Genomic DNA, 18,099 nt, shown 5'->3' with positions numbered 1-18,099 from the left:
ACAAATTAAAATTATGGAATCAACAACTGCAATTATTTTGGGCTATCTCGGCGTAGCGCTGATGGTAGGCCTTTCGGGCGTAGCGAGCTGTATCGGTACTTCGATCGCCGGTATGGCATCGGTAGGCGCCATGAAGAAAAACGGAGGGGCTTTCGGTAGCTACATGATCCTGTCGGCTATCCCCGGTTCGCAGGGCCTTTACGGTTTCGTGGGCTACTTCATCATCAAAGGGTTCCTTACGGATTCGATGACCCTGTTGCAGGGAGCTGCCATCTTCGGCGCCGGTCTGCTGACGGGTCTGGTCTGCCTCGCCTCGTCGTATTTCCAGTCGAAGGTGTGTGCCAACGGTATCGCAGCAATCGGCAACGGCCACGACGTGATGGGTAAGACGCTTATCCTCGCCGCATTCCCCGAGCTGTACGCCATCCTTACGGTGGCTGCCGTGTTCCTGATCGCGGGCGCGATCTAAACGGCCGTCGTGGCAAATCGCTCCGCAGGGCGGGACATTCCGGTGTCCCGCCCTGCTTTTTTCAGGGGTGTGGCTTGAATTGTACTTATATTGCATGAATTGATACTTGCCGAAACCCGGAAATGTGTAATTTTGCATGACTCGAAAATTCCGGATGAGTGTTTTTCCGTCGGGATGGGACAGTTACAAGTTTTTAAGTGGTATAATTAGGGATTCAGGCCCGGCTGCATCAGTAGCCGGGCTTGAGTTTGTTGGTGGGTTGACCGAAGGGAACGCCGTCTCCGGTCGGGCAGAGATTCCGGCATTGCCGGTAACATTGCCTATGCCTTTTCCTGTGGCTCTTCAGGCAGTTCGTCGACCTCCTGTTTGATCTGGGAGAGCTTCTCCTTGCGGTATACCTTGGGGGTGCAGCCGTATTTGGCGGCAAAGCACTTGAAGAACGTGCCCCGGTTGACGAACCCCGCCTTGTAGATGATCTCGTCGATGGAGAGCTTGGTCGAGGTGAGCAGCTGCTCGGCCTTGGCCAGCCGGTACTCCTTGATGATGGTGGTCGGGGTCTGGTTCAGGATGCCTTCCAGGCGGCGGTAGAGGTTGCGGATGCTGACACCCATCTCGTCGGCGATGAATTTCGTAGAGATTTCCGTGTTGGAAATGTTGTCGTTGATGATCTTCAGCATCTTGTCGATGAATTCCTTGTCGTCCTGGTGGAGCATCTTGCCGTCGGAGAGTTCGAAGGCGCTGATCGACGATTTGTAATAGTCCTTGAGCGAGCGGTTGCGTTTGAGCAGCTGCTCGGTCACGGCCTTCAGGTATTCGACGTTGAAGGGCAGCGTCAGGCAGATGTCGGCGCCGGATTCTACGCCTTTGATGCGTTCGTCGACCTGCTGTGCCGTCGAGAGCAGAATCACCGGGATATGCGAGGTCAGCTTGCCCTCCTTAATGAACTTGATGAGCGACAGGCAGTCCGATTTCTCCGAGAGCGCATCGCAGATGATGATGTCGGGGTGCATCTGTTTGAGCAGTTCGATCATCGCGTTCAGGCCGTCGGGCATTTTGATATTGTAATCCGGGGCGAACAGCTCAGCCACGAAATTCATGATCTCCGAATCGTCGTTGACCACGAACATCGTCCGGCGGTTTTTGTCGAACGTGAATTCGCGTTGCGTGACGGTCGGCAGCGGCAGCCCGTAGTTCGTGTCGATCGGCACGATGTTGTCGTTCACGGACGTGTTCTCGGCGGTTACTTTCAGCCGCGGCAGCCGCACGGTGAACGTCGTCTGGGCATTGGGGGTGCTTTCGACCGTGATCTGGCCGTGCATGCGGGTCACGATGCTGTGGCAGATCGCCAGCCGCAGGTCGCCCTGGAACGAAAGCCCCCGTTCGCTCTTGCGCTCGAAATAATCCAGCACGCGGTAACGGTCGAAAATGGCCTCGATGTCGTCGAGGTTGACCCCGATGCTGTCGTTCGCGGCCGATATGAACAGTTCCCCGTCGTCGTTGCGGATCGTCAGGTTCACCGAACCGTTGTAGGGTGTGTGCTTGAATGCGTTGGACAACAATGTGTTGAGGATCGTCGAAAGTCCTTCTCGGTCGCTCGGCCATGCCAGGTTGCGCTCGATGTCCAGCTTGCAGTGGATGCTGTTCTGCTCGGAATATTCGCTGAAGGTCTCCGCGATTCCCTGGGCGATTTCGGCCACGGGTACCAGCTCGATGTTTTCATTCTCATCGTTTTGCGAGGTGCGGATACCGCGGAACTCGTGGAGCATGTAGATCAGGTCGTGGAGCTTCGACACGTTCTGCCGGATGGTCTGTGCGTATTTGAGGATATAGGAGTCCGATTTACGGTAGGTAATGATCTGCTGGCAGGGCCCCGAGATCATCGTCAGCGGCATGGACAACTCCTGTGTGATGTTCGAGAAAAATCGCATTTTCGATTCGTAGACCTCCTCTTTGCGCCGGCTTTCGAGGCGTTGCAGTTGTTCGGCCTTGCGTTGCCGGTAGCGGAGCAGGTAATAGCGCAGGGTCATGGTGACGGCGGCCAGCGCCAGCAGCATGTAGAGCAGCTTTGCCAGAAATGTGGCGTACCAGGCCGGTTTGAGGCGTATTTCCAGTGAGTAGACTGGACTTGTGGCCCCGGTGATGTTGTTGCGGTAGCGCACGTCGAGCCGGTAGGTGCCGGGCGGCAGGTCGGCGAAGGACAGCTTCGACGAAGTGCTCGTCCATTGGTCGCTGAACCCGTCCAGCCGCGTGTAATAGGTGTAGTTGCTGCCGTTGACGTAGTCGAGTGCCGATACCGTGATCTCGTAAATGCGCTGTCCGTGCCGCAGCGTCAGCACGCCCTTGTCAGAGAGCAGGTTGCCGATGTTGTGCACTCCGTCGTTGAGGCGCACGTCGCGGAAGAGGATCGGCGGGTTGAACGACTGTTCCTCGAAGCCGGTCTGTTCGACGGTAACCAGCCCGTTGATGCCGCCGAAGAAGAGCAGCCCTGTCTGCGGATCGGTGAAGTAGGCCCCGTCGCTGTATTCGATGGTATTCAGGCCGTAGGAGTATCCGTAGGTCACTACGTTACCCGTGTGGGGTGTATACTGCACCAGTCCGCGGTTGGTGCTCAGCCAGAGGTCGCCCTTGCGGTCGTCGAGGATGCCGTGCACGGTGTTGGTGATGCCCGGGATGAGCGTCGTGTCGCGGGCGACCTGTATCAGTCCGCCGCTCGTGCCGAACCAGAGGCTCTTGTCCTGGGTCTGGTGGATCGTGAAGATGTCGTTGACGATGGCGCTGCGGTTGTGGTCGAATTTGGCGATCTGGTGCGTATTCGTATGCGTGTTGTAGCGTACGGCCCCGCCTCCGCGGTTGCCGAACCACATGATCGAATCGTTCTGTTCGTAGAGGGCGAAGAAGAACTTTTTGACCTCCAGTTCCTCGTTGAAGTGGAGCCGCTTGACCTCGCGGATCTCGGGACGGGTCTGTGACCCGCCGAGCGTGATGCGGAATATGCCGCAGCCTACCGAGGCCACCCACAGCGTGTCAGGCGCCGTCTCGCGCAGCGTGTGGATGAACCGCATCTCCTCGGGGACGCCGAGGCGGTGAACCCTCCGGTCGGCATAGGAGTAGTAGTTCAGCCCGTCGCCGTCGGTGCCGATCCACAGCAGGTTGCGGCTGCTTGCGGCGAAAGTGTAGACCGAGTTGTCCAGCAGGTCGCTGTTGGCCGTGGTAATCTGTTCGACATGGGATGCGTCGAAGGTTTTTCGGTGGTAGAAATTGGGGATACGCAGCAATCCTTCGCCTTTGGTGCCCACCCACAGGCTGCGTTCGTGGTCGATGTAGAGCGCACGCACTGGTTTCGAAAGGTTGTAGGGCAGGTCGTTGAAGGTGATCGAACGGAAAGCCACCGCGTTGCGTGTGTGCTGGTAAAGTCCCTGCCCGTCGGTGCCGATCCATACGATTTCCTGCCGGGCATCGCGCAGCAGTGTCATGACGCCGCAGGTGATGTTGATATGTTCAGTTGCGTATTTTACACTGTTCTGCGGGGTGGTTTTCAGGCGGATGACGCCGTTGGTGCTGAACGACACGAGGTAATCGTTCCCGTCGCTGATGATGCGCGACACCTGTCCCATGGCGGCCAGCTCCTCACGCATATCCTTTATATATATGATCTGACGGCTTTTGATGTCGAACTCGTAGAACACATGGTTCCGGTCGATGAAATAAACCCTGTCCCCTTCGCGGAACGCGAATTCCGGGAGCGAAGGCAGGGCTATCTGTTGTGTTTCCCCGAACTGGATGTCCCCCTGCCCGTCGGCGGGAATTTTCACCGGCATACAGAAAATACCCTTGCGTGAAAAGCTCCACAGGTTGCCCTCGTCGTCGAGCACCATCTCCAGGATGTCGGCATACCGCCCTTGCTGCATCGGCCTTGTGGGGGCGAATTCATGGCGCGTGCGGTCGTAGTAGCTGAATTTGTTGTCCTGTGTGATGACGATCACCTCGTCGCTGCTGCGGGTGACGACCCGGTACATACCCTGGAAACAGGTGTGCGGTTCGACGTGCTTGCTGTCCGGATCGAACAGGTCGAGCCCGTAGTTCGTGCGTATCCAGAAAAGCGAGTCCGTCGTCACGGCGATCTCCTCGATGAGGTTGCCCGACAGGGGGGTATATTCGCCCCAGTCGTTCGGGAAGAGGCGCATGCGTTCGCCGTCCCACATGTTCAGCCCGTCGCACGAACCGACCCAGATGAACCCGTGTTTATCCTGTGCCAGCGAGAGGATGGCATTGTTCGATATGCCTTCGCGGCTCGATATCTGCCGCAGGTTGCTGGCTTGTGCTGCCGCACAGCACAGCAGGTGTATACAGACCAGGTAGATTATTCGTTTCATGGAGGGTTGCGGTTTGTGGAAATTTTATGTTGGTTGTGCAAATTTATGCAAATTTTTTCGTAAAAACAGACTAACCATTGCCATTTTGGGCATGAAAACAGACATATTTCGTATCTTTGTCCCCGGGAAATCCCCTCTGGAGCCTCTGTCCCGGCGGTGGGAGGTGGCAAAAACCGGAATATTTTGTGTTTGGCACGGATGTGTACTATTTCTTCATGGATACGGACTGCCGATCGTTCCGGGTTTCCTAATTTTGTTAGCGAAAAACCTAAAAACCTTATTGCTTTATGAAAAAAATCGTACTCCTGTCGCTGTCTGTTTTCGCGGCGTTTTCCCTCTTTGCCCAGCAACCCCGCGACTGGGCGCAGTACGGGCGTTACGAACAGCAGAATGCCGCCCTGACGGGTGAACCCGTCGAAGTGGTCTTCATGGGTAATTCCATCACGGATAACTGGATCGGGGCCGATCCCGACTTCTTCGCCCGCAACGGCTTCGTCGACCGGGGTATCAGCGGCCAGACGACCGCCGAGATGCTCGCGCGTTTCCGCCGCGACGTCATCGACCTGAACCCGAAGGCCGTGGTGATCCTTGCCGGTATCAACGACATCGCTCAGAACAACGGCGCCATCAAACTCGAAAACGTCTTCGGCAACATCGTCTCGATGTGCGAACTGGCTAAATTCAACGGAATCCGCGTGGTGCTCTGCTCGGTGCTGCCCTGCGACCGGTTTTCGTGGCGTCCCGAGATCAAACCTGCGGCAGCCGTCGCGGAGCTCAATACGATGCTGAAACGGTACGCCGCCGAACATAAGATCCCCTATGTGGATTACCATGCGGCGCTGGACAACGGCTCCGGCGGCCTGGACGCCCGGATCTCCCGAGACGGCTGCCATCCGACCCTGTACGGCTACACGCTCATGGAGCCGATGGTCGTCGAGGGGATCAACAAGGCCCTCCGTACGAAGCAGGCGCGGTATACCACCCCGATACCCAACGAATAACCGATAACAGATAATGAAGAAAACACTCCTCCTCACCGCTGCGACAGTTGCCGCATGTGCTTTTGCCGCCTGTGACCGGACGTCGCCGAGCCAGGCCCGCAACCTCGAGCGTGCCAAGGCTACGCTCGATTCGGTCTATGCCTCGTATGGCGTCGCCGACCGCTGCCTCTTGCGCGAAAACTATCCGTTCAATGCCGATTACAAGGCGGGTTATCTCGCCTCCGAAGACCAGGCGCGTCCGAATCCCTATTCCTACCTGTGGCCCTTCTCGGGAACGCTCTCGGCTGTAAATACGATCCTCGAGGAGGATGCCTCCTATCGCAGCGTGCTCGACGGCCGCGTGCTGCCGGGGTTGGCCGAGTACCTCGACACGACGCGGATGCCGGCGGCTTATGCCTCCTATATCAATACGGCTCCGGCGTCGGATCGTTTCTACGACGACAACGTGTGGCTGGGCATCGACTTCTGCGATATCTACGAGGCTACGGGCGACAAGAAATACCTCGCCCAGGCCGAGATGATCTGGAAATTCATCGAGAGCGGCACGGATGACGTGCTGGGCGGTGGTATCTACTGGTGCGAACAGAAGAAACATTCGAAGAATACCTGCTCCAATGCTCCGGGAACGGTTTATGCGCTGAAACTCTATGCCGCGACGGGCGACGGCCGCTACCTCGAGCAGGGCAAAGGGCTCTATGCCTGGACAAAGGAGCACCTGCTCGACACCGGGGACGGGCTCTATTTCGATAACGTGTCGCTCGACGGCAATATCGGCCGTGCGAAGTTTGCCTACAACAGCGGCCAGATGGTACAGGCGGGGGCGCTGCTTTACAAGGCTACGGGCGATGAAAGCTACCTGAAAGACGCGCAGCGCACGGCCGCCGCATGCTACGACTATTTCTTCGAGGAATTCACGCCCGCGGACGGTGAGGCATTCCGCATCATCCGCAAGGGCAACGTGTGGTTCTCGGCCGTGATGGTGCGCGGGCTCGTCGAACTCTATGGCATCGACGGCAATGCCGCCTATGTCGATGCCGTGCAGCGCAGTCTGGACTATGCCTGGGATCATGCGCGCGACGGGCGCGGGCTGTTCGAAACCGATTTTACGGGCGCGGACAAACAGGCTGAGAAGTGGTTGCTCACGCAGGGTGCCATGGCCGAGATGTACGGCCGCATGTCCGGCGTCGGACTGAAATAAACCGCACAAAACCTGCAACCTGATGAAACGAAAAATCTTCTTCATACTATTGGCCGCGGTATTCGCCGCGGGGATCGCCTTTGCGGAAAAGTTGCCCGTGGCAAAGGCTTTCCGCCCCGAAAAAGAGTTGTATAAAACATTCGCTAATCCCGACGCGCGCCATCGTCCCTATGTGCGCTGGTGGTGGAACGGCGCCCGTGTGAACGAGCAGGAGATCCTGCGCGAGCTGGACGTGATGCACAAGGCCGGGATCGGCGGCGTGGAGATCAACACCATCCAGTTCCCCGACCAGACCGCCGATACGGTAGGCTGTGCCGCGCTGACATGGCTGAGCGACGAGTGGATCCGCATGGTCAACGTGGCTGCCGACGGCTGCCGTGAGCGCGGCATGGTCTGCGACATCATCGTCGGCTCGGGCTGGCCCTTCGGCGCCGAATACCTTGCGCCCGAGGAGCAGGTGCAGATGCTCTATCCCGTTACGGTCGATGTCAAGGGCGGCCGGTTTACCATCGGCCGCGACGAGGTGCTGGGCATGGCCAACGCCCAAGTGGCCAATCCCCGCAGCAACCCGACCAAGGAGCTTCTGTTCATCCGCCTGATGCCCAAGCATGTCGCCCATTTCACCGAGGGCGTTTCGTACGACGAACAGGCCGGCAATGATACCATCACGGTCGATGTCCCCGAGGGCGAACATGTCCTCTACTTTTTCGTGAAGCTGAACGGCTATTCGCGTGTTATCTTGGGGGCTCCGGGCGCCAGCGGGCCCGTGGTGAACCACCTCGACGGTAAGGCCGTGGAGCGTTACCTCGATAAATTTTCCGATGCGATGCATTTCACCCGCGGCAAACTCAAGGGGGAAATCCGCGCGGCGTTCTGCGACAGTTTCGAGCTGGAAGGCAACAACTGGACGCCCGGCATGTTCGCCGAGTTCGAGAAGCGTATGGGTTACTCGCTCTATCCGTTCCTGCCCTATGTGTTCCAGCGTACCGGAGCCATGGGCGAACCCGTCCGTGAGGCTTACGGCTGCAGTTTCTCGCCCGAAGTGACGCGCGACGTGATCGAGCGTGTCCGCCACGATTTCTGGCACGTGCAGATGCAGCTCTTCAAGGAGAACTTCATCGACGTATACAATGCGTGGTGCCATCGCAACGGGCTCAAGTCGCGCATCCAGGCCTACGGCCACCAGCTCCATCCCATCGAAACGTCGATGTATCTCGACATCCCCGAATGCGAATCGTGGATACACGACGGCATCGGCCGGGTGATGGAGCCCAACCAGTACCTTTCGGGGCGCGGTTACAGCATGGTCAACAAGTTCGTCTCTTCGGGGGCGTTTCTGGCCAACCGCAACATCGTGAGCTGCGAAGAGCAGACCAACGTGGGCAATATCTTCCAGACCACGCTCGAGGAGGTCAAGGTGACGGGCGACCGCAGCAACCTTTCGGGCGTCAACCACTCGATGCTCCACGGCTTCAATTACAGCCCCCGCCAGAAGGATTTCTTCGGCTGGATACAGTTCGGTACTTATTTCAACGAGAACAATACGTGGTGGCCTTATGTGCGTCCGTGGATGGATTACAAGGCGCGTGTCTCCGCCCTTTTGCAGAACAGCGTCTATCAGGCCGACATCGCCATCCTGCCGCCGCTCGAAGACCTCTGGTCGATCCACGGCATGCAGCGTGACCCCTATCCTGGCGTCACCTATCCCGCCTATGCCAACGACCTCTGGGAGGCCGTCCAGCAGAGCGGCAACGGCTGCGACTATGTCAGCGAGAAGGTCATCTGCCAGTCGTCCGTCGCGGGCGGCCGGCTCCGCTTCGGTTCGCGCAGCTACAAGACCCTGTTGCTGATGGAGGTCGAGAGCCTCGAACCCCGGACCGCTGCGCGCATCGCCGACTTCGTGGCAGCGGGCGGACGTGTGATCGCCATCGGGAAGGTGCCCCACAAGGGGCTCGGCTTCCGCGATGCCGCGGCGAAGGATGCCCGTGTGAAGGCGATCATCGACCGTGTCGTGACGACCTGGCCCGACCGTTTTGTCCGTGTCGATGCCCCGCAGGGGGATATGCTCGGCTGGTACCGCACCTTGCAGGCGGAATACGGCCTGACCCCTTATGCGAAAATCTCCGACCTCGACCGTTTTATGATGATGAACTATTACAAGTCGGGCGACAGGGATATCTATTTCGTCGTCAACTCTTCGATCGAACGTTCCATGCAGACCCGGCTCGAATTTCCCGCCGAGGTAGCTGCCAAGCAGGCCTGGGTCTGGGATGCCGAGACGGGCGTGCGGCATATGCTCGACATGCGGAACGGTACGCTGGAGTTGTGCCTGACGCCTGCCGAGGCGAAATTCATCGTCTTCGAGAAAGACCGCGGCGGCCAAATGCTGCCCGCACCTGCACCCCGCAGCGCGAACCCCATTGCCCTCAACGGCATCTGGGATGTCAGGGCCACGCACCATGTGGATAAGAGTACCCGGGAATTCTCCCTGACCGACCTCGTGGATCTGCACAGCCTGCCGTTCCCCTGGTTGCAGAGCTTCGCCGGCACCATCGAATACACCCGCACGGTCGATGTCGAAGATCCGGCGGCCTACCATACGCTCGATGCCGGCCTTACGCATAACGGCATCACCGAACTTTTCGTCAACGGCGAGCCTGCGGGCGTGCGCTGGTACGGTGCACGTACGTTCGACGTAGCGGGCAAACTCCGTAAGGGCACGAATGTCCTGACGATCCGTGTTACCACAGTGCTGACCAACTATGCCAAGGCCCGTGCCGCAGATACTCCGACGGCTGCCCGCTGGGAATGGGCGCAGCGGCTCAACAAGGAGCTCGGCCTGCGCGGCCCCGTAATCCTGTACTGATAACTTAAAACCTTAATAAAGTAATTCTGTAAACGACTATGAAAAACAAAAACATCTCCCGGGCTTGCCTTGCTGCGGCCCTTGTCATGGCCGGTACGGTTTCGGCACACGCCTCGGCGCTCCGCAGCAGTGCTCCGGAAACCGAAGCCGCGGTTATGATTATGGACAATACGCGGATGGCCAGGCCCAAAGCGAAGATCGTAAAAGAATATGCCCCGACCAACCGTCCGGCCGAGGCCGAGCGTCTGTTCCGCTCCGAGGCCGTCGAGGCCGAGATCGCGCGTATCAAGGGCGTGCTCTCCAATGCCAAGCTGGCCTGGATGTTCGAGAACTGTTTTCCCAACACGCTCGACACGACGGTGCGCTACCGCAAGGACGACAACGGCAGGGACGATACGGTGGTTTATACCGGCGACATCCATGCCATGTGGCTCCGTGACTCGGGTGCGCAGGTGTGGCCCTACCTCCAGCTGGCCAACAAGGACGAGCACCTGCGCAGTATGCTGGCCGGCGTGATCCGCCGCCAGTTCAAGTGCATCGAGCTCGATCCCTATGCCAATGCGTTCCTCGACCCCTACGACCCGAACCCCGACCATCAGTGGATGAGCGACCAGACCCAGATGCGCCCCGAACTGCACGAACGCAAGTGGGAGATCGACTCGCTGTGTTATCCGTTGCGTCTGGCCTATGAATACTGGCTGGTGACGGGTGACGATTCGGTGTTCGACGAACATTGGATGGCGGCCGTCAGGAACATTCTCAAGACGTTCCGTGAACAGCAGCGCAAGGAGGGTGTCGGCCCCTATACGTTCATGCGTGTGACCGACCGCCAGCTCGATACGGTCTGCAACATGGGCAAGGGCAATCCGGTGAATCCCGTCGGGCTGATCGCTTCGGTATTCCGTCCCTCGGACGATGCGACGACGTTCCTCTTTCTCGTGCCTTCGAATTTCTTTGCCGTGACTTCGCTGCGCAAGGCTGCCGAAATCCTGACCAAAGTCAACGGACAAGCCGCGCTGGCTGCCGAGTGCACCGAGCTGGCTGCCGAGGTGGAGACGGCACTCAAGAAATACGCTACCTACAACCATCCCGAATACGGAACGATCTACGCCTTCGAGGTCGACGGTTACGGCAACCGCTTCCTGATGGACGACGCCAACGTGCCGAGCCTGCTGGCGATGCCCTACCTGGGCGACATGGACGTGAACGATCCGATCTACCAGAATACCCGCCGCTTCGTGTGGAGCGAGGCGAACCCCTACTTCTTCCGCGGTTCGGCTGGCGAAGGCATCGGCGGCCCGCACGTCGGTTACGACATGGCCTGGCCGATGAGCATCATGATGAAGGCCTTTACCTCGCAGGACGATGCCGAGATCAAGCGCTGCGTAGAGATGCTGATGACCACCGATGCCGGGACGGGCTTCATGCACGAGTCGTTCAATGTGAACGACCCGACGGATTTCACCCGCTCGTGGTTCGCATGGCAGAACACGCTGTTCGGCGAGCTGATCCTCAAGCTGGTGAACGAGGGTAAGGTCGACCTGCTGAACTCGATTACGGTAAAATAACAGGTTCGTTTTTTTCAGGAGGGCCGCGGGAATATCGCGGCTCTCCTGTCGTTTTTTTGCTATCTTTGTATCCGACCTAAATTATTATATTATGAAGAAACGACTTCTGGCATTGTGCTGCGCATTGGCTGTGGGCGGTGCCGTTACGGCCAAGACCGTCGGTGCGACGTCGCCCGGCGGAAACCTCCGCATGGAAATCGAGGTGGTTGACAAGATCAGTTATACCGTCTGGAGCGGTGCGGACAAAGTCCTCGATGCCTGTACGTTGTCGCTGACCCTGGACGACCGCACGCTGGGCGAGGCTCCCCGTTTGCGCAGCGTGAAACGCTCCTCGGCCGACGAGATGCTCGAACGCCGCAACCCGACCAAGGATGCCGTCGTCCGGAACTGCTATAATGCCGTGCAACTCAGGTTCGCCGGCGACTACGCGGTGGAGTTCCGCCTTTTCGACGACGGTGTGGCCTACCGCTTCGTCACCTCGCTGCCCGGCGAGGTCGAGGTGCTCGGCGAAGAGTGCCGGCTGGGACTGCCCGCCGGAAGCGAGGCGTGGCTCTCCGAGGTGAACGGTTTCCGTTCGATGTACGAGGAGCCCTACACCCGTGTGGCGATGTCCGGGTATGCCCCTTCGGACAAGATGAGCTACCTGCCCGTGCTGGTCGGGATGCCGGGGGGGCAAGAAGCTCCTGCTGGCTGAGTCCGATGTACGGGACTACCCCTGCATGTTCGTCAGGAGCGACGGACGGGGCGGTTTCGAATCGCTTTTCCCGCGCGTGCCGAAGGAGTACGGCCCCGATGGCGACCGCAGCCTGAAGGTGCTCTCCGAAGAACCCTATATTGCCCGGACGCAGGGGACGCGCACTTTCCCGTGGCGCCTTGCCGTCGTGGCCGGGGAGGATGCCGACCTGATCGAAAACGAGCTGGTGTGGCTGCTGGCCGCCCCCGCTGCCGATACCGACTGGGAGTGGGTGAAGCCCGGACTGGTGAGCTGGGACTGGTGGAACGGCATGCGCCTGTCGGGGGTCGATTTCCGTGCCGGGCGCAATACGGAGTCCTACCGTTACTACATCGACTTCGCAGCCAAATACGGCGTTCCCTATATTATCATGGACGAAGGCTGGTCGGCATCGACGACCGACGTATTCCGTCCCAATCCCGACCTCGACCTGCCCGGCCTGATCGCCTACGGCAAGGAGCGCAACGTGCAGATCGTGCTGTGGCTGACATGGCTCGCCGTCGAGAAGGACATGGAACGCCTTTTCACGACGCTCGAAGAGTGGGGCATCCCGGGCGTGAAGATCGACTTCATGGATCGCAGCGACCAGTGGATGGTCAACTATTACGAGCGCGTGACCAAGTGTGCGGCCGACCACCATATCTTCGTCGACTGGCACGGCTCCTATACACCCAAGGGTCTTTTCCGCACCTACCCGAACCTGCTGACCTACGAGGCGGTGCTCGGCATGGAGCAGGGCGGCCGCTGCAAACCCGACAACAGCAATTACCTGCCTTTCATCCGCAATGCCGTCGGCCCCATGGACTTCACGCCGGGCGGGATGTTCTGCTCTCAGCCCGAGGATAACCGTTCGACGGGTTCGAACCCGATGGCCTCGGGGACGCGCGCCTACCAACTGGCACTTTACGTCGTCTTCGAAAGCCCGTTGCAGATGATGGCCGACAACCCGGTCTATTATTACCGCGAACATCCCTGCACGGAGTTCATCGCCTCGGTGCCTACGACCTGGGACGAGCTGCGCGTGCTGCGTGCACGGTGCGGCGAACAGGTCGTCATGGCGCGCCGCAAGGGCGACCGGTGGTTCATCGGGGGCATTACCAACAACCAGCCCTATTCCACCGAGGTCGCGCTCGATTTCCTGCCTGCCGGGCGCAGTTATACGATGACCTCGTTCGAGGACGGTGTGAATGCCGACCTGCAGGCCATGGATTACAAGAAACGTGAGCGGAAAGTCGATGCTTCGACCGTCGTGAAGATCGACATGGTTCGCAATGGCGGCTGGGCGGCCGTAATCGAATAGGCGTGCCCGGGCCGGAGTCCATCCGCGATCGGTAGGCGGACAGTGCCCGGATTTGCTGTAAAAAACGAAAGGAAGTGCGAATAACGCATTTCCTTTCGTTTTTTCGTTCCTGTGTTTTTCCTGGCGAGCCCGGGAGGGTTTCAGGCCTGCGGGGCATATTCCCGCATCCCGTACAGCTGGTCGCGCAGGCGAGGGGTGAAACCCGCCTCGCGGATGGCACCGCGGATGCCCTCGGCGTCGAAACGGTTGTGCGCTCCGGCCGAGGAGACGACGTTTTCCTCGATCATGATCGACCCCATGTCGTTGGCGCCGCTGTGCAGGGCGGCTTGTGCCGTGGCCTTGCCCACGGTGAGCCACGAGGCCTGGATGTTGCGGATATTGCACAATACAAGGCGGCTCACGGCGATGATGCGCAGGTATTCCAACGGAGAGAACCGTGTCGTTACCCCCTGGCGTTCCAATTCGGTGTCCGTCGACCGGAAGATCCACGGGATGAATGCGATGAAACCGTACTTTCCTTCGGGGCAGCGGGCCTGCAGGTCGCGGATACGCAGCAGGTGGTCTACACGCTGGTGCGGGGTCTCGACATGGCCGTACATCATTGTTGCCGAGGTCGGAAGGCCGAGGCAGTGCGCCTCGTGCATCACGTCGAGCCACTTTTCGACCGACGGCTTGGCGGGCGATATGGCCCTGCGTACGACGGGGTCGAGGATCTCGGCGCCGGCGCCCGGAAGCGAGTCGAGGCCGGCTGCCATCAGGCGGCGCAGGGTCTCCAGGGTCGTCAGGCCGCTGATGCGGGCGATGTGCGCCACCTCGGGCGCACCCAGCGCATGCAGCCGCAGCGTGGGGTAGAGCGCTTTCAGGTCGGAGAAAAGCCGTTCGTAGAAATCGATGCGCAGTTGCGGATGCAGGCCGCCCTGCAACAGCAGCTGGTCGCCGCCCAGCTCCAGCGTACGGTCGATCTTCTCGCGGTATTCGGCCAGCGTGGTGACGAATGCCCGGTCTGCCTGGTGGGGCTTGCAGTGGAAATTGCAGAACCGGCAACCCGAGATGCAGACGTTGGTGATGTTGACATTGCGGTCGATCTGCCAGGTCACCACCTCCGGGTCGGGAACCACGGCGCGGCGCACCTCGTCGGCCACGAGCGCCAGCTCCTGCAACGGGGCCTGGTCGTAGAGCCGGTAGGCCTCCTCGCGTGAGAGCGGCTCCCTTCGCCGGCATTTGTCGTAGATGCGTTGCACGGCTATCGGTTTTTACGGCGGGTGCTGCGGCGTACCTTGGGGCCGTCCTCGCGGGGTGCGGGGGCCATGGGGCGGCCGTTGTCTATCAGCAGCTCGAAATCGAGCTGGCGCTTCTGCAGGTCGGCACGTTTCACGCGGATGCGTACGGCGTCGCCCAGCGTCATGCGGCGGCCTGTCGAGCGGCCGACGATCTCGTAGTTGGCTTCGTCGAACTGGAAGAAATCACCTTCGATGTCGCGTAGGAACGACATGCCCTCGATGTGGGTTTCGTCCAGCTCGACATAGATGCCCCATTCGGTGAGCCCCGAAATGTGCCCGTCGAACTCCTCGCCGATGCGCTCCTTCATGAATTCGACCATCTTGTACTTGATCGAGGCGCGTTCGGCCTCGGAGGCGATCACTTCGCGTTCCGAAGCGCGGGCGCACAGATCTTCGAGCGTCGTCTTGTCTGCCGCCTTCTCGCCTGCGAGGTAACGCGCCAGCAGGCGGTGCACCATCATGTCGGGATAGCGGCGGATGGGCGACGTGAAATGCGTATAGTAGGGGAATGCAAGGCCGTAGTGGCCGATGTTGTCGGTCGTGTAAAAGGCTTTTGCCATCGAACGCACGGCCATCGTCGACACGGCGTTCTCCTCGGTCGAACCTTTGATCTGGGCGAAGAGCTTGTTCAGCTCCTTGGCCACGGCACGCCCGCCCGTGGCCTTGAAGATGTGCCCGAAGCGCAGGATGAACTGCCGGAAACGGTCGAGCTTCTCTTCGCTCGGCTTGTCATGCACGCGGTAGACCATCGTGCGTTCCACGGTGCGCCCCTTGTCGGTCTTGCGCTTGCCGCAGAACTCGGCGACGCGGCGGTTTGCCAGCAGCATGAACTCCTCGATCATCTGGTTTGACTCCTTCTGTTCCTTGAAATAGACGCCGATGGGCTTCCCAGCCTCGTCGAGCTGGAATTTCACCTCCTCGCGGTCGAAGCTGATGGCCCCGTTTTTAAAACGTTCCTTGCGCAGCGCCTGGGCCAGCCGGTTGAGGGTCAGCACCTCTTCGGCGAAATCGCCCCGTCCCGTCTCGATGATCTCCTGTGCCTCGGCATAAGTGAACCTGCGGTCGGAATGGATGACCGTGCGGCCGAACCATTCGTCGAGTATCTCCAGCCCTTCGTTGATCGTGAATACCGCCGAGAAACAGAGGCTCGCCTCGTGCGGGCGCAGCGAGCAGAGCTCGTTCGACAACCGCTCGGGCAGCATCGGGACGGTACGGTCTACCAGGTAGACCGACGTGCCGCGTTCTACGGCCTCGTCGTCGATCACCGAGTGCAGGCGCACGTAGTGCGTCACATCGGCGATATGTACACCGATCTCCCATACGCCTTCCCCGACCTTGCGTACCGAAAGCGCGTCGTCGAAGTCCTTGGCGTCGGCCGGGTCGACCGTGAAGGTCGTCACATTGCGGAAATCGCGGCGCTGGGCGATCTCCTTGGCCGTAATCCGGCCGTCGATATCCTCCGCCGCCTGCTCGACTTCGGGCTCGAAGCGGTAGGGCAGCTCGTATTCGGCCAGGATGGCGTGCATCTCGGTGTCGTTGTTGCCCGCCATGCCCAGCCGCTCGATCAGCTCGCCCACGGGGCTCTTGCTCCCTTCGGCCCAGTCGGCGATGCGCACGACGACCTTTTCGCCGTCCTTCACGTCGGGGTACAGCCGTTTGGAGAGGTAGATGTCCATAGGCATACGGCGCGAATCCGCCCGTACGAATATCTGGTGCGCCCCTACTTCGGCGATGCCGACATAGGGTTTGCGGCTGCGTTCGACGATGCGCGTGATTTCGCCCTCCATCTTCCCGTCGCGGCCGCGGTGCATGACGACCACCTCCACGCGGTCGCCGTTCAGGGCGTTGGCCGTGTTGCGCTGGTTGACGAAGATATCTTTCTCCTCGCCTTCGACCCGCACGTAGATCGACCCCGTGGCCGTCATGTCCGCCACGCCTTCGAAGTGGGGCAGGTGCTTGTGCGTGAGGCGGTATTTCTCGCGTGCGCACTCCTCGACGATGCCTTCGTCGTGCAGCCGTCCCAGAATTTCGAATGTTTCGCGGCGCCCCTCTTTCGTGGCGCCTCCCGAGGCCGAAGCCAGGTGTTTGAGCGAGAATTTATTGTTGGGGAACTCCCGGAAAAGGCTCAGGATGACTGCCGCCCTGTCGGTGTTCTTCGCACCCTTTGCCGGGTGCTTTTTTTGTGTTTGCTTTTTCATTTCTTCAGAATTTGCAGGGCAAGGCGCTTCATGAAGCCGATGCCCACGTTGATAGCCCCTTCGTCGGGGTTGAATGTCGCCGTGTGGGGGCGTCCTGCCGCGGCGCCTACGCCCAGCCGATAGAACAGCGACGGGTATTTGGTACAGTAAAAGCCGAAATCTTCGGCCGTGGTGCGCAGCGGGAGCATCTCGACCTGCAATTTCTCCTCGCGTGCCAGTGCCGCGGCCTGCTTCACGAGGTGTTCGTCGTTGACCACGCAGGGGTAACCGTGGCTGATGTCGATGGCGATCCGCACCCCCAGGCGCTTGTCGATCTCGGCGGCGATGTTACGGATGCGCTGGTGGATGATTTCGCGCTCACGCTCGTCGAACGTGCGCAGCGTCCCCTCCAGGTAGACTTCGTCGGGGACGATGTTCGTGGCACCTCCGGCCTCTATGCGTCCGATCGAGAGCACGCACTCCTCGTGGTTGAGCGCGATGAGCCGCGTCACGAACTCCGCGGCGGCCGCTACGGGGTCTTTCAACTGCGGGCGCATGGCGCCGTGCCCGCCCGTACCGTGCACCGAGAAGCGCAGTTCGTCGCTGGAGGCCATGTATTTCCCGGCGCGGAATCCCAGCGTCCCGACCTCCAGTTGCGGCTCGACGTGCTCGCCCACCACGGCACGCACCTCGTACCCGTCGAACGGGTTTTCGGCCAGCACCAGCGACGCACCGCCCGGGTTGCACTCTTCGCCCGGCTGGAACAGCCCGAAGAGCGTGCCGCGGAAGTCGGGTTCGGCGGCGAGCTGCTGCAATACCCCGAAGAGTACCGCCGCGTGCATGTCGTGGCCGCAGGCGTGCATGACGCCGGGGGTGCATGACCGCCAGCCGATGTCGTTCTGTTCGGTGATCGGCAGGGCGTCGATGTCGGCGCGCAGTACTACGGCGCGGCGTTTGGGATCGGCTTTCCCGCGTCCTTCGATCCAGGCCAGCACGCCCGTTCGGGCGATGGGACGGTGCTCGATGCCCAGCTCCGTGAGCCGGTCGGCGATGAAGGCTGCCGTGTCGTGTTCCTTGAACGACAGTTCGGGGTGTGCATGCAGGTGGCGGCGGAATTCAGTGGGATTCATTCGT

General features: G+C 60.1%; 9 protein-coding genes and 1 pseudogene. 6 read left to right on the top strand and 4 right to left on the bottom strand.

What is annotated here, in order from left to right:
- The first annotated feature begins 13 nt into the window (after positions 1-13).
- Complete coding sequence (locus tag DW189_RS04760) at positions 14-469, top strand: ATPase (RefSeq protein ID WP_009597832.1); 456 nt, start codon at positions 14-16, stop codon at positions 467-469.
- A gap of 320 nt (positions 470-789) precedes the next feature.
- Here the strand turns inward: DW189_RS04760 and DW189_RS04755 are convergent, their stop codons facing one another.
- A complete protein-coding gene (locus tag DW189_RS04755; RefSeq protein ID WP_117507055.1) occupies positions 790-4,842 on the bottom strand; it encodes a two-component regulator propeller domain-containing protein in 4,053 nt (1,350 codons plus the stop codon).
- Between the two features lie 287 nt (positions 4,843-5,129).
- Between DW189_RS04755 and DW189_RS04750 the strand changes: the two genes are divergently transcribed.
- The 5 genes and pseudogenes from DW189_RS04750 to DW189_RS04730 all read left to right on the top strand — a co-directional run bounded on the left by DW189_RS04750 (position 5,130) and on the right by DW189_RS04730 (position 13,508).
- Positions 5,130-5,843 carry a GDSL-type esterase/lipase family protein gene (locus DW189_RS04750; RefSeq protein ID WP_117507054.1) on the top strand — a complete coding sequence of 238 codons (714 nt, stop codon included), beginning with the start codon at positions 5,130-5,132 and terminating at the stop codon, positions 5,841-5,843.
- A 13-nt stretch (positions 5,844-5,856) separates the two neighbouring features.
- Complete coding sequence (locus tag DW189_RS04745; RefSeq protein WP_022332866.1) at positions 5,857-7,041, top strand: glycoside hydrolase family 76 protein; 1,185 nt, start codon at positions 5,857-5,859, stop codon at positions 7,039-7,041.
- A 22-nt stretch (positions 7,042-7,063) separates the two neighbouring features.
- Positions 7,064-9,907, top strand: a complete 2,844-nt coding sequence (locus DW189_RS04740) for a glycosyl hydrolase (protein ID WP_117507053.1) — start codon at positions 7,064-7,066, stop codon at positions 9,905-9,907.
- 38 nt (positions 9,908-9,945) lie between these two features.
- Positions 9,946-11,475, top strand: a complete 1,530-nt coding sequence (locus DW189_RS04735; RefSeq protein WP_117507052.1) for a glycoside hydrolase family 125 protein — start codon at positions 9,946-9,948, stop codon at positions 11,473-11,475.
- 91 nt (positions 11,476-11,566) lie between these two features.
- Positions 11,567-13,508 (top strand): annotated as a pseudogene (locus DW189_RS04730) (glycoside hydrolase family 97 protein).
- A gap of 140 nt (positions 13,509-13,648) precedes the next feature.
- Here DW189_RS04730 and DW189_RS04725 read toward each other — a convergent pair.
- From DW189_RS04725 to DW189_RS04715, 3 genes are read right to left on the bottom strand one after another with little or no spacing between them, the layout of a single operon-like run.
- Entirely contained in the window at positions 13,649-14,749 is a 1,101-nt protein-coding gene (locus DW189_RS04725; protein WP_117507051.1) for a CofH family radical SAM protein, read from the bottom strand.
- Between the two features lie 2 nt (positions 14,750-14,751).
- Entirely contained in the window at positions 14,752-16,986 is a 2,235-nt protein-coding gene (rnr, locus tag DW189_RS04720) for a ribonuclease R (protein ID WP_117507050.1), read from the bottom strand.
- Positions 16,983-18,095 (bottom strand): M20 family metallopeptidase, encoded by a 1,113-nt coding sequence (locus tag DW189_RS04715; RefSeq protein WP_117507049.1) that lies wholly within the window; start codon positions 18,093-18,095, stop codon positions 16,983-16,985. Before DW189_RS04715 ends, rnr begins: the two co-directional genes overlap by 4 nt.
- Positions 18,096-18,099: the final 4 nt, after the last annotated feature.

The sequence above is a fragment of the Alistipes sp. AM16-43 genome, assembly GCF_003435745.1.
Classification (GTDB): Bacteria; Bacteroidota; Bacteroidia; order Bacteroidales; family Rikenellaceae; genus Alistipes; species Alistipes onderdonkii.
The sequence above is the reverse complement of the archived record's forward strand: the minus strand, read 5'-3'. Positions and strand labels throughout refer to the sequence as shown.